This window comes from Aeromonas sp. HMWF016 (genome assembly GCF_963878195.1).
Taxonomy (GTDB): Bacteria; Pseudomonadota; Gammaproteobacteria; order Enterobacterales; family Aeromonadaceae; genus Aeromonas; species Aeromonas lacus.
The window spans coordinates 78,076-90,743 of the sequence record NZ_CAWNWX010000082.1 but is presented as its reverse complement, the minus strand read 5'-3'; the positions used below and the strand labels follow the sequence as shown (position 1 = coordinate 90,743).

12 protein-coding genes are annotated in these 12,668 nt (G+C 58.7%); 8 read left to right on the top strand and 4 right to left on the bottom strand.

What is annotated here, in order from left to right; genetic code table 11:
• Window positions 1-17: 17 nt before the first annotated feature.
• The 8 genes from murC (at window position 18) to mutT (ending at window position 10,082) form a co-directional block, all read left to right on the top strand.
• Window positions 18-1,472 (top strand): UDP-N-acetylmuramate--L-alanine ligase, encoded by a 1,455-nt coding sequence (murC, locus tag AACS24_RS12340; RefSeq protein ID WP_108570851.1) that lies wholly within the window; start codon window positions 18-20, stop codon window positions 1,470-1,472.
• Window positions 1,473-1,570: 98 nt separating this feature from the next.
• A complete protein-coding gene (locus tag AACS24_RS12335) occupies window positions 1,571-2,323 on the top strand; it encodes a cell division protein FtsQ/DivIB (RefSeq protein WP_181364165.1) in 753 nt (250 codons plus the stop codon).
• A complete protein-coding gene (gene ftsA, locus AACS24_RS12330; RefSeq protein WP_005336148.1) occupies window positions 2,304-3,563 on the top strand; it encodes a cell division protein FtsA in 1,260 nt (419 codons plus the stop codon). Before AACS24_RS12335 ends, ftsA begins: the two co-directional genes overlap by 20 nt.
• A gap of 39 nt (window positions 3,564-3,602) precedes the next feature.
• Window positions 3,603-4,754: a cell division protein FtsZ gene (ftsZ, locus tag AACS24_RS12325; RefSeq protein WP_005336147.1), complete on the top strand. Its 1,152-nt coding sequence runs from the start codon at window positions 3,603-3,605 to the stop codon at window positions 4,752-4,754.
• 99 nt (window positions 4,755-4,853) lie between these two features.
• The gene (lpxC, locus tag AACS24_RS12320) at window positions 4,854-5,777 is read left to right on the top strand and encodes a UDP-3-O-acyl-N-acetylglucosamine deacetylase (protein ID WP_005336146.1); all 924 of its coding nucleotides are present in this window, start codon (window positions 4,854-4,856) and stop codon (window positions 5,775-5,777) included.
• Window positions 5,778-5,917: 140 nt separating this feature from the next.
• Entirely contained in the window at window positions 5,918-6,823 is a 906-nt protein-coding gene (locus AACS24_RS12315) for a M23 family metallopeptidase (protein ID WP_033115384.1), read from the top strand.
• A 59-nt stretch (window positions 6,824-6,882) separates the two neighbouring features.
• Window positions 6,883-9,603, top strand: coding sequence for a preprotein translocase subunit SecA (secA, locus tag AACS24_RS12310; protein WP_108570850.1), 2,721 nt, complete (start codon window positions 6,883-6,885; stop codon window positions 9,601-9,603).
• A 74-nt stretch (window positions 9,604-9,677) separates the two neighbouring features.
• Window positions 9,678-10,082, top strand: a complete 405-nt coding sequence (mutT, locus tag AACS24_RS12305; RefSeq protein WP_181364164.1) for an 8-oxo-dGTP diphosphatase MutT — start codon at window positions 9,678-9,680, stop codon at window positions 10,080-10,082.
• Between the two features lie 74 nt (window positions 10,083-10,156).
• Here mutT and yacG read toward each other — a convergent pair whose 3' ends face one another.
• The 4 genes from yacG to AACS24_RS12285 are packed head-to-tail and all read right to left on the bottom strand — an operon-like array spanning window position 10,157 to window position 12,626.
• Window positions 10,157-10,351, bottom strand: coding sequence for a DNA gyrase inhibitor YacG (yacG, locus tag AACS24_RS12300; RefSeq protein WP_005336142.1), 195 nt, complete (start codon window positions 10,349-10,351; stop codon window positions 10,157-10,159).
• Between the two features lie 9 nt (window positions 10,352-10,360).
• On the bottom strand, window positions 10,361-11,083 hold the full coding sequence (gene zapD / locus AACS24_RS12295; RefSeq protein ID WP_041210678.1) for a cell division protein ZapD: 723 nt from the start codon (window positions 11,081-11,083) through the stop codon (window positions 10,361-10,363).
• Between the two features lie 44 nt (window positions 11,084-11,127).
• Window positions 11,128-11,736, bottom strand: a complete 609-nt coding sequence (gene coaE / locus AACS24_RS12290) for a dephospho-CoA kinase (protein WP_108570848.1) — start codon at window positions 11,734-11,736, stop codon at window positions 11,128-11,130.
• A 17-nt stretch (window positions 11,737-11,753) separates the two neighbouring features.
• Window positions 11,754-12,626 (bottom strand): prepilin peptidase, encoded by an 873-nt coding sequence (locus tag AACS24_RS12285; RefSeq protein WP_108570847.1) that lies wholly within the window; start codon window positions 12,624-12,626, stop codon window positions 11,754-11,756.
• Window positions 12,627-12,668: the final 42 nt, after the last annotated feature.

Genomic DNA, 12,668 nt, shown 5'->3' with positions numbered 1-12,668 from the left:
AGACTAAAGAGACGATTATGACCAAGGTTGAACTGGCAAAACTGCGTACTGTGATCCCCGAAATGCGCCGCGTGCGTCGCATCCATTTTATCGGCATCGGTGGTGCCGGTATGGGCGGTATCGCCGAAGTGCTTGCCAACGAAGGGTATCAGGTAACGGGTTCTGATCTGGCTCGCAATGCAGTGACCGAGCGGCTTGAGGCTCTGGGCGCACATATCTTTACTGGCCACAGCGCCGAGCACGTCAACGGCGCCAGCGTGGTAGTAGTCTCCACCGCGATCAAGCAGGATAACCCGGAGCTGCTGGCTGCCCGTGAGCTGCGGATCCCGGTAGTGCGCCGTGCCGAGATGCTGGCCGAGCTGATGCGTTTTCGTCACGGCATCGCCATCGCTGGTACTCATGGTAAAACCACTACGACCAGTCTGGTGGCAAGCATCTATGCCGAAGCCGACCGCGATCCGACCTTCGTTATCGGTGGCCTGCTCAACAGCGCCGGCACCAATGCCCGTCTGGGCAGCAGCCGTTACCTGATCGCCGAGGCGGATGAGAGCGATGCCTCCTTCCTGCATCTGCAGCCGATGGTCTCTATCGTGACCAACATCGAAGAGGATCACATGGATACCTACGGCGGTGATTTCTCCAAGCTGAAGGCCACCTTCATCGAGTTTCTGCACAACCTGCCTTTCTACGGTCTGGCGGTGGTCTGTATCGATGACCCGGTGATTCGTGGCATGCAGCCCGAGATTGCGCGCCCGACCCTGACCTATGGTCTCTCTGACGATGCCGATGTGCAGGTGCTGGATTTTGTCCAGACCACCAACCACAGCTGCTTCCGGGTGCGCCGCAAAGATGCGGGTGAGCTGCAGGTAACCCTCAACTTGCCGGGGATCCACAACGCCTTGAACGCTGCCGCGGCGATTGCTGTCGCGACGGAAGACGGGGTTAGCGACGATGCCATCATCCGTGCGCTGGCCAAATTTGAAGGGGTCGGTCGTCGCTTCCAGCAGTATGGCGAGTTTGAAACCGGTCGCGGCAAGGCGATGCTGGTGGACGATTACGGTCACCATCCGAGTGAAGTGAAGGTCACTATCAATGCCGCCCGTGCCGGCTGGCCGGAGAAGCGTCTGGTGATGGTGTTCCAGCCGCACCGTTATACCCGCACCCGCGACCTCTACGAGGACTTCGCCGATGTGCTCTCCAAGGTAGACGTACTGGTAATGCTGGAGGTTTATGCTGCCGGCGAGGATCCGATCCCAGGTGCTGACGGTCGTGCGCTGTGTCGCTCCATCCGTTCGCGCGGCAATCTGGAACCCATCTTTGTGGCGACGCCGGATGATGTTCCAGCGGTGCTGGCAGATCTGGTTGGCGAAGGGGATCTGGTGCTGACTCAGGGGGCAGGGAACGTCGGGGCTCTGGCTCGCCGTCTCGGCGAGATGAAATTGAGCATAGATAGCATGAAATCTGGTGCCTGAGGGCCCAATGAGTATTTTGACCGCCAAGCCGGGGCCTATATAATGGCGAACCGGTCTGTCAAAAGGCCGGTTTAGCGCGTTACACGGGGATCGAGCGGGTGGAGGCAAGGGCACAGGGGCGCACCAAGGGCGGCTTCATCGCAGGCGTGATGTTTTTCCTGCTGGTGATATGGGGCTGCTATCGGACTGCGCTGGATGTTAAAGGTTGGCTGACGGATGCCAACCGGTTGCCCATGAGCGAGCTGTTGCTGCAGGGGCAACACCAGTATCTGGAAACCGAAGAGCTGCGGATGGCCGTGCTGGATGGCGCCGAGTCACGCAACTTCTTCGAATTGGACGTCAACGAATTGCAGGCGCGGCTCAATGCCCTGCCATGGGTAGCCTCGGTATCGGTACGCAAGAAGTGGCCGAATAAGATCAAGGTCTACCTGACAGAACAGGACGTGGCGGCGCGCTGGAACGGCAACCGCTTCGTCAACACCAAAGGCAAGGTATTCAGTGCACCCGATCGGGTCAAGACACCGCTGTTGCAGCTGTCGGGGCCGGATGACCAGGCCGCCATGGTGTTGAAAGAGAGTCGGCAGTATGAAGCGCAACTGGCTGCCAAGGGATACAAGTTGCTGGGGGTGAATCTGACCCCCCGCCATGCCTGGGAACTGACCCTGGATGGCAATATCAAGCTGTTTCTGGGGCGCAACGACATAGCGCTCCGGTTGCAGCGGTTTATCGATGCCTTCCCGGCTATCGAACCCCGCGCGCAGGTTGCGTACGTGGATCTTCGATACGATACCGGAGTGGCAGTTGGCTGGAAGAAGAGCGAAGAGAAAGTGCATGACCAACACCGCAGATAGGAATTTGATTGTCGGACTGGATATCGGCACAACCAAAGTGGCGGTTCTGGTCGGTGAAGTATTGCCGGACGGTGAACTGAACGTCATCGGTATGGGCAGTCACGCTTCCCGCGGGATGGAGAAGGGCGGGGTCAACGACCTCGACTCCGTGGTCAAGTCACTGCGCCGTGCGGTGGAAGAGGCTGAGATGATGGCAGATTGCCAGATCAGCTCGGTCTACCTCGGCTTGTCTGGCAAGCATATCGACTGCCGTAACGAGACTGGCATGGTGCCCATCTCTGACGAAGAGGTGACCCAGGAGGATGTGGACAACGTGATCCATACCGCCAAGTCGGTCCGCCTCTCGGACGAACTGCGGGTATTACACGTGCTGCCGCAAGAGTTTGCCATCGACTATCAGGAAGGGATCAAGAATCCGGTCGGTCTCTCTGGTGTACGGATGGCGGCCAAGGTGCATCTCATCACCTGCCATAACGACATGGCTCGCAACATCGAGAAGTGTGTCGAGAAAGTGGGTCTGCGAGTCGATCAGCTGATCTTCTCCGCGCTGGCATCCAGTTACGCGGTGCTTACTGAAGACGAGAAAGAGCTGGGTGTCTGCGTAGTGGACATCGGTGGTGGCACCATGGATATGTCGCTGTTTACCGGCGGTGCCCTGCGTCACACCAAGGTGATCCCGTACGCTGGCAGCACGGTTACCAGCGACATCGCGTATGCCTTCGGCACGCCGCCGCTCGACGCAGAAGCGATCAAGGTGCGCTACGGCTGCGCCCTCGGTCGTCTGGTCAGCAAAGAAGACAATATTGAAGTGCCCAGTGTCGGCGGTCGTCCGGCGCGCAGCCTGCAGCGGCAGACACTGGCTGAAGTAATCGAGCCCCGCTACACCGAGTTGCTCTCCATGGTGAATGATGAGCTGGTGCGGGTACAAAGCGAATTGAAAGCGCAGGGGGTCAAGCATCAGCTGGCAGCCGGTGTGGTCTTGACCGGCGGCGCTGCCCAGATCGAAGGCATTGTGGAGTGTGCAGAGCAGATCTTCCAGAGCCAGGTTCGGGTAGGGGAGCCCATGAATATTCGTGGCTTGAGTGATTATGTGCAGGCGCCGGTTTACTCGACTGCGGTCGGGTTGCTGCAGTACGGCCGTACACATCAGGCAACAGGTAGCAACAAAGAATATGCCGCCAAGGCAAGCGTCGGTGGTCTGGTCAAACGGGTCAGCAACTGGCTGCGTGGCGAGTTTTAAGAATTTTGCTGAGTCAGGCAAATAAAGCGGAGAGACAACATGTTTGAATTTATGGATAGCCACACTGACGAAGCCGTCATTAAAGTGATCGGTGTAGGTGGCGGCGGCGGCAACGCTGTCGAACACATGGTTCGTCAAAACATCGAAGGTGTCGAGTTCATTACCGTCAACACCGATGCTCAGGCACTGCGCAACTCCAGTGCCAACACCACTCTGCAGATCGGCGGTGGCATCACCAAAGGTCTGGGGGCTGGCGCCAACCCGGAAGTGGGTCGTGATGCGGCCATGGAAGATCGCGAAGCGCTGCGTGAGCTGCTGACCGGCTCCGACATGGTGTTCATCGCTGCCGGTATGGGCGGTGGTACCGGTACCGGTGCTGCGCCGATCGTGGCCGAAGTGGCGCGCGAAATGGGCATCCTGACCGTTGCTGTGGTGACCAAGCCGTTCTCCTTCGAAGGGAAGAAGCGGATGGGCTTCGCTGCGCACGGTATCGAAGAGCTCTCCAAGAACGTCGACTCCCTGATCACCATCCCCAACGACAAGTTGCTGAAGGTGCTGGGTCGTGGCATCTCCCTGCTGGACGCCTTCAAGGCGGCCAACGATGTGCTGCTTGGCGCGGTACAGGGCATTGCCGAGCTGATCACCCGTCCAGGCCTGATCAACGTCGACTTTGCGGACGTGCGTACCGTTATGCGCGAAATGGGTACCGCCATGATGGGTACCGGTTCAGCCTCCGGTGATGACCGTGCCGAAGAAGCGGCCGAGAAGGCCATCTCCAGCCCGCTGCTGGAAGACGTGGACCTGGCCGGTGCCCGCGGCATCCTGGTCAACATCACTGCCGGCATGGACATGACCATCGAAGAGTTCGAAACCGTCGGTAACGCGGTCAAGGCCTTCGCTTCCGAGAACGCCACTGTAGTAGTGGGTACCGTAATCGATCCGGAAATGCACGACGAACTGCGTGTGACCGTGGTTGCCACCGGTATCGGTGCCGAGCGCAAGCCGGACATCACTCTGGTCAAGAGCAGCCAGGTGCAAGAGCGCCCGGTACGTCAGCCGCTGGTCAGCGACATGATGCAGGGCCGCGTGATGGACGAAGCCCCGGCCAAGGTGGTTAACGCTGAGCCGCAAGCCCGTCGTGAACCGGATTATCTGGATATTCCGGCGTTCCTGCGCAAGCAGGCAGACTAAGTCTCTTATGAGGCGTATTTGTCTGTTGCTTAAGGAATGTGCTAAGATGGCCTGCCAACGACCATCTGGTCCGGATTTTAAGCTGTTTAGGGTACACCCATGATTAGACAAAGAACCTTGAAAACGAGTGTTCAGGCGACTGGCGTCGGCCTGCATTCGGGCCGGAAAGTCACCATGACATTCCGTCCGGCTCCTGTGAATACAGGGATCGTTTACTTGCGTACCGACCTGAATCCTGTGGTGGAGCTGCCAGCCAATGCCGATCAGGTGCGTGATACCGTGCTCTGTACCGCTCTGGTCAACGAAGCCGGCGTGCGTGTCTCTACCATTGAGCACCTCTCCGCCGCGTTGGCCGGGATGGGGATCGACAACCTCTACGTCGAGGTTGACGCGCCCGAGATCCCGGTAATGGACGGCAGCGCGCATCCCTTTATCTACCTGCTGCAGGAAGTCGGGATCCGTGAGCAAAATGCTGCCAAGCAGTTTGTGCGGATCAAGAAGAGCATCCGGGTTGAAGATGGCGACAAGTGGGCGGAATTCCACCCCTATCGCAATGGCTTCAAGATGGATCTCGAGATCGATTTCCAGCATCCGGTCTTTGAAGGGCGCAACCAGCGTTGTGTACTGGATTTCTCCGGTGCCTCCTTCGTGAAAGAGATCAGCCGCGCCCGTACTTTCGGGTTCATGCGTGATATCGAGTACCTGCGTTCCCAGAATCTGGCGCTGGGCGGAAGCCTGGAAAACGCCGTGGTGCTGGATGACTACCGGGTACTGAACGAAGATGGTCTGCGTTACGAGGACGAGTTCGTCAAGCACAAGATGCTGGACGCAATCGGTGACCTCTATATGTGCAACCGCAGCATTATCGGTGAGTTCCGCGCTTACAAGACAGGGCATGCCCTGAACAACAAACTGCTGCGTGCCCTGCTGGCCGAGCAGGAGGCTTGGGAACTGGTGACCTTCGAGGGTGAGGGCGACAAAGCGCCTATCGCTTACTACGATAACGGTCTGGTTCTGGCCTGATAGCTGTGCAACGGAACGTCGGTCCCCTCTCCGCACCGACGTTCCGTCATTTGTTTACTCCATCCTTTAATACCGACTATCTCCCGGTTTTATTTCCCGTGCAGGCTCATGGCCGCACCTGACCGAGCAGACTGATTTCTATGAGCATTACCCTGATCCTCCACGGCAAGCAGCGACGCAGGTTGCACTTACCAAAACAACGTCTGGCATGGGTCGGCGGTATTGTTTTTTCCCTGTTGGCCCTTGGTGGTGGCTGGCTCTGGCAGAGCTGGCAGCAGAAGATGGACGCGCTGGAAGTGGCGCTGGCCATGGCCGAACAGCGTTCCGTAGACCAGAGTGGCGATGAGGCCCGCGAGCAGCTGGCGATGCTGGCAGCCCAGGTTGGCACCATGCAGGGGCAGCTTGGCCGCCTGAATGCCCTTGGTGAACGACTGACCGAGCAGGCCGACCTCGATCCCGAAGAGTTCAATTTCAAAGAGCTGCCCCCGATGGGCGGCCCCTCTTACGATGAAGATCTGGAAGTGAGTCTCAATGAGCTGCAAGCCTCCATGAAACATCTCAGCCAACAGCTCAGCAGTCGGGAAGAGCAGCTGTCGGTACTTGAATCTTTCATCATGAATCACCATATCACCGATGCCGGTTTTATTTCCGGCACGCCGGTCAAGCAGGAGCGAGTTTGGGTCTCGTCCGGCTTTGGCGGACGGGTCGATCCGTTCAACGGGCGTGCCAAGATGCACAAAGGGGTGGATTACCGTGGCAAACCCGGGACCCCCATTCTGGCCACCGGGCCCGGCATTGTCAGCTGGGCCGGCCGTCATCCGGAATTTGGCAACATGGTGGAGATTAATCACGGCAATGGTCTGGTCACCCGCTATGCCCACAACTCAAAGTTGCTGGTCGAGGTGGGCACCCTGGTTGATCAGGGGCAGAAGATTGCCTTGATGGGACGCACCGGTCGCGCGACCGGGGTCCATTTGCATTACGAAGTGTTGAAAGATGGTCGTCAGGTAAACCCCGCACGCTTTCTCAGTGCCAGCCGGGGTTAGGTTTTTTCTTCAGGTTCCAGTGACGGAACGCTTTATATAACCAGAAATAGTTGGTACCCATGATTAGCACACTGCTTACCAAGATTATCGGCAGCCGGAACGACAGAACGCTCAAGGCTTTGCGCAAAATTGTAAAACAGATCAATGCCATGGAGCCGCAATTCGAGGCTCTCTCGGATGCCGAGCTGCAGGCCAAAACGGCCGAGTACCGTCAGCGTCTGGAGCAGGGTGAAACTCTGGAGCAGCTGCTGCCGGAAGCGTTCGCCACTGTGCGCGAAGCTTCCAAGCGGGTATTCGGCATGCGCCACTTCGACGTGCAGCTGATCGGCGGTATGGTGCTGAACTCCAACCGCATCGCTGAAATGAAGACCGGTGAGGGTAAGACCCTGACTGCGACCCTGCCGGCTTACCTGAATGCCCTGAGCGGCCGCGGCGTCCACGTCGTGACCGTGAACGACTATCTGGCCAAGCGTGACGCCGAGGCAAACCGCCCGCTGTTCTCCTTCCTCGGCATGACCGTTGCGTGCAACGTGCCGGGTATGGATGCGTCCCAGAAGCGTGACGCCTATGCGGCCGACATCACCTATGGTACCAACAACGAATTCGGTTTCGACTACCTGCGCGACAACATGGCATTCTCGCCGGAGCAGCGCGTCCAGCGTCCGCTCAACTACGCGCTGGTGGATGAGGTGGACTCGGTACTCATCGATGAAGCCCGTACCCCGCTCATCATCTCCGGCCCGGCCGAAGACAGCTCCGAGCTCTATATTCGCGTCAACAAGCTGATCCCGCTGCTGGTCAAGCAGGACAAGGAAGATACCGAGGAGTACACCGGCGACGGTCACTACACGGTAGACGAGAAGAACCGTCAGGCGCTGCTGACCGAAAACGGCCAGATCTTCGTGGAAGAGCTGCTCAAGAAAGAGGGGCTGCTCGACGAGAACGACTCTCTGTTCTCCGCTACCAACATCAGCCTGCTGCACCACGTCAACGCCGGTCTGCGCGCCCATACCCTGTTTGAGCGCAACGTCGACTACATCGTGCAGAAGGACGAGATCGTCATTGTAGACGAGCATACCGGCCGTACCATGCCGGGTCGTCGCTGGTCTGATGGTCTGCATCAGGCGGTCGAGGCGAAGGAAGGGGTCAAGATCCAGAACGAAAACCAGACTCTGGCTTCCATCACCTTCCAGAACTACTTCCGTCTCTACAACAAGCTGGCGGGCATGACCGGTACTGCTGATACAGAAGCCTTTGAATTCCAGCAGATTTATGGCCTGGATACCGTGGTTATCCCGACCAATAAGCCGATGGTGCGCAAAGACATGGGCGATCTGGTCTACCTGACCGCCAACGAGAAGTATGCCGCCATCGTCAAGGACATCCGCGAGTGCGTGGAGCGTGGCCAGCCGGTGCTGGTGGGTACCGTTTCCATCGAAAACTCCGAGCTGCTCTCCGGCATCCTCAACAAGGAGAAGATCCCGCACCAGGTGCTGAACGCCAAGTTCCACGCCATGGAAGCGGAGATCGTCGCTCAGGCTGGCCAGACTGGAGCGGTCACCATCGCCACCAACATGGCGGGTCGTGGTACCGACATAGTGCTGGGTGGTAACTGGCAGGCGGAGATCGCCAAGCTGGAGAATCCGACCGAGGCTCAGGTTGCCGAGCTCAAAGCGGCCTGGCAGGTGCGTCATGATGCGGTGCTGGCTGCCGGCGGTCTGCATATCATCGGTACCGAACGTCACGAATCCCGTCGTATCGACAACCAGCTGCGCGGCCGTTCCGGTCGTCAGGGTGACCCGGGCTCCTCCCGTTTCTATCTCTCCATGGAAGATACCCTGATGCGGATCTTCGCCTCCGATCGCGTGACCGGCATGATGAAGAAGCTGGGCATGGAAGAGGGTGAGGCCATCGAGCACCCGTGGGTCACCAAGGCGATTGAAAATGCCCAGCGCAAGGTGGAAGGTCGCAACTTCGACATCCGCAAGAGCTTGCTGGAGTTTGACGACGTGGCCAACGACCAGCGTAAGGTGGTTTACGAGCAGCGCAACGAGTTGCTGGACACCAACGACATCTCCGAGACCATTCACGTTATCCGCGATGACGTCTATGGCGCCATCATTGACGAGTACATCCCGCCCCAGTCTCTGGAGGAGATGTGGGATGTGCCGGGTCTGGAAGCTCGCCTGAAGGCCGACTTCGCGCTGGATCTGCCGCTGCAGCAGTGGCTGGCGGAAGATGACAAGCTTTACGAAGAAAAGCTGCGCGAGCGCATTCTGGACGAAGCCACCAAGCTCTATGCCCACAAGGAAGAGCTGGTTGGCAAAGAGGTGCTGCGCAACTTCGAGAAAGCGGTGATGCTGCAGACTCTGGATGGCCTCTGGAAAGAGCATCTGGCAGCCATGGACCACCTGCGTCAGGGCATCCATCTGCGCGGCTACGCCCAGAAGAACCCCAAGCAGGAGTACAAGCGCGAATCCTTCGATCTGTTCACCCAGATGCTGGAAACCCTCAAGCGCGACGTGGTCAGCATCCTGAGCCGGGTTCAGGTGCAGGAGCGCGATGTAGAGGCGATGGAAGAGCAGCAGCGCCAGCAGGCCGAGTCTGCCCCCCGCACCTACACCCACGCTGCCGCCGAGAACCAGCTGGCGGACGAAGAGGAAAGTGTTGCCGAGGGTCACACCACCTTCGTGCGTGACGAGCAGAAGGTCGGTCGCAACGATCCCTGCCCGTGCGGCTCCGGCAAAAAGTACAAGCATTGCCACGGTCAGTTGACCTGATCGACCCGATGCCATAAAAGGCGGGCCCAGTGCCCGCCTTGTTATTGGTGGCAACAAGCGAACAGAGGTAATTGATGGAACAGAAAAAACGGATCTGGGTGGCCGTTGGCGTCATCGAGAACGAACAGGGCGATATCTTCATTGCCAAGCGCTCTTCCGACCGCCATCAGGGCGATCGCTGGGAGTTTCCCGGCGGCAAGGTGGAGTCTGGTGAGGATCTGCTGACAGCGCTGGATCGGGAGCTGTGGGAAGAGATCGGGATCCGGGTGCAGGATTGTGCCCCCTTCATGGAGCTGCATCACGACTACCCCGAGAAGCAGGTACTGCTCGATATCTGGAAAGTGACCCGTTTCAGCGGTGAGCCCTTCGGCAAAGAGGGTCAGGAGTGTTTGTGGGTGCCGGTTGCCGAACTGCACAACTACCACTTCCCCGATGCCAACGGCCCGATAGTGGCGCGTCTGCAGGCGGTTCAGGCGTAACCTGCCGTTATCTAGCTATGAAAAAAGGGCCAATTGGCCCTTTTTTCATTTTGCAGAGGCGAGAGGCCGTAGGCCTATAGCCACTGGTCACCCTCTTCCGGCTCTGGCAGCAGGTCAGGGTTGATCTCCCCGGGGATCCGCTTCTCTTCATCGGCCCACTCGCCGAGATCGATCAGCTGGCAGCGCTTGCTGCAGAAAGGGCGAAACGGGCTCTGCGGGCCCCATTCCACTTCGCTCTGGCAGGTCGGGCACTTTACCTTGGTGACCATAAGCACTCCTTAGCAGCAGGCGAGCTGGAATGGCACATCGCCAATCGGCTGTTCGCCGGTTGGCAGGAAGCGCAGCGCAAAGCGGTTCTTGTGGCCGCTCAGGGTGGGGTAGCAGCAGAGATTGCCTGGCAGCTTGATGCGGATAAGCTCGGCGCTCTCGGCGGTATCCTGAAAGAAACCATTGGTCGCTACCTGTTCGCTGAAGCTGCCTGATTCGCGCCACAGGCGCAGCAACAGGGTGATGGCATTCATCAGCAGGGTGATGTCGCTCAGCCACAGCTGCATTTGCTGATGACGGGTGATGGCTGGCGTACCGAGCCAGTGGTGCAACTGCGGTACGTCGAAGGCACACAGACCACCCGGGATGGAGAAGCGCTGGCGGATGGAGCCTAGCAAGCGATCCTCTTTCAGACGAGCACCCGGACGAGGAGAGTTGAGCAGGCTGCGGGAGAGCTGACTGCTCTCGTGCTGCATCTGCTTGATCTGCTCCAGATCGACGTCAGGCAGGCTGGCCCAGTGGCTCAGGCGCTGGCCGAGACGCTCGAGATCCTTGATCAGGTCGGCACGCAGGTCACCACGCTCCAGCAACTCCTGCAGATCGAACAACCCTTTGAAGAAGGCGATATGAGCCCAGGGCTGGTCGTTCTCCAGATTGTCGCGGATCTGGGAAAACAGGGATTCCAGACGAAGATAGGTCCGGCTTTTTTCATTGAGGGGGAAATCGTAAATCATGCCTAATCCTGGCCAGCCATAAATCCGGCCTAGTGTACTCACTGTTAACCAGCTTGTTGAGAGGCAAATGCCAGATATGTTTCGTGCAGCGTTAAAATCCGCGCTTTTATCGCCATTTCTCTGCCATTGAGGTTCTCGATGACATCATCCGCCGCGGCCAGGCGCTCCGACCGGCTCGCCTGTGCCGCGATGATGGCCTTGGCCTGCTCGGCGGTAACGCCATCCCGGCGGCAGGTGCGCTCGATCTGGGTCACTTCATCCACATCGACTACTAGTACCCTATTGACCAGGCCGGTGAGCTTGTTTTCCACCAGCAGCGGCACGACCAGCAGACAGTAGGGGGAGCGGGCTGCGGCGCACTGGCGCTGCATCTCGCTGCGAATGAGGGGGTGGAGCAGGGCATTGAGCCATGTTTTGGCCGACGGATCACTGAAGACCTGTTCGCGCAGGCGGCGGCGATCCAGCTGACCGTCGGGGGTGATGACATCAGGGCCAAAGTGGTCGGTGATGGCTGCGAGAGCCGGGGTGCCGGGATCAACGATCTCGCGGGCAATTACATCGGCATCCACGACTTCGATACCCAGCTCGGCAAACTGGTTGGCAATCGTCGTCTTGCCGCTGCCGATGCCGCCGGTTATTGCAACTACATACATGAGTCAGAGCGCCTTTCTCAGAGGATGGTGGTGAGATACCAGCGGGTGATGGTATCGCCCCATAGCAGCGCAATCCAGCCCGCGATGGCGAGGTAGGGGCCAAAGGGGATGGGGTTACCCTGATGGTGTTTGCGCAGGGCAATGAGCGAGATGCCGATGATGGCACCAACCAAAGATGAGAGCAGCAGTATGATCGGCAGTGCCTGCCAACCGAGCCAGGCTCCCAGTGCCGCCAGCAACTTGAAGTCGCCATAGCCCATCCCTTCCTTGCCGGTCAGCAGTTTGAAAGCCCAGTAGAGGCTCCAGAGCACCAGATATCCTGCCATGGCACCGATCACAGCATCAGCAAGCGGTGCAAAACCACCGCTCAGGTTGAACAGCAAACCGCCCCACAGCAGCGGCAGGGTGAGCTGGTCTGGCAGCAACATCTTGTCGAGATCGATAAAGGTGAGGGCCACCAATACCCAGGTCAGCAGCAGGGCAGCAAGGGTACCCCAACCCGGTGAAATCACCATGGATACGGCCACCGAGAGCAGCGCTGTCAGCAGTTCAACCAGCGGATAGCGGGCCGAAATAGGGGCTTGGCATTCACTGCAGCGTCCCTTGAGCCAGAGCCAGCTCAACAGCGGGATGTTTTCCAGTGCAGTGATGGCATGGCCGCAATGGGGGCAGGCCGATCGCGGTACCATCAGGTTGTAGCGGGGGGGCGATGCTAGCTCTTCCTCAGGGGTGAAGTAGCTGCGATATTCTGCCTGCCATTCCCGTTCCAGTATGATGGGCAGGCGGTGGATCACTACGTTGAGAAAACTGCCGATCATCAGGGAGAAGATAAAAACCAGCGAGAAGTAGAGCCAGGGCAATCCGTGAGCCAGCTCGAGAAGAAGTGTCATAACCAACCGTCAGTCATTAAATGAGGGGGAGGGTATGACTAT

Coding starts and splice junctions, on each gene's coding strand:
- murC (WP_108570851.1), top strand. CDS start 18: ATGACCAAGGTTGAACTGGCAAAACTGCGTACTGTGATCCCCGAAATG.
- ftsA (WP_005336148.1), top strand. CDS start 2,304: ATGACCAACACCGCAGATAGGAATTTGATTGTCGGACTGGATATCGGC.
- ftsZ (WP_005336147.1), top strand. CDS start 3,603: ATGTTTGAATTTATGGATAGCCACACTGACGAAGCCGTCATTAAAGTG.
- lpxC (WP_005336146.1), top strand. CDS start 4,854: ATGATTAGACAAAGAACCTTGAAAACGAGTGTTCAGGCGACTGGCGTC.
- AACS24_RS12315 (WP_033115384.1), top strand. CDS start 5,918: ATGAGCATTACCCTGATCCTCCACGGCAAGCAGCGACGCAGGTTGCAC.
- secA (WP_108570850.1), top strand. CDS start 6,883: ATGATTAGCACACTGCTTACCAAGATTATCGGCAGCCGGAACGACAGA.
- mutT (WP_181364164.1), top strand. CDS start 9,678: ATGGAACAGAAAAAACGGATCTGGGTGGCCGTTGGCGTCATCGAGAAC.
- yacG (WP_005336142.1), bottom strand. CDS start 10,351: ATGGTCACCAAGGTAAAGTGCCCGACCTGCCAGAGCGAAGTGGAATGG.
- zapD (WP_041210678.1), bottom strand. CDS start 11,083: ATGATTTACGATTTCCCCCTCAATGAAAAAAGCCGGACCTATCTTCGT.
- coaE (WP_108570848.1), bottom strand. CDS start 11,736: ATGTATGTAGTTGCAATAACCGGCGGCATCGGCAGCGGCAAGACGACG.
- AACS24_RS12285 (WP_108570847.1), bottom strand. CDS start 12,626: ATGACACTTCTTCTCGAGCTGGCTCACGGATTGCCCTGGCTCTACTTC.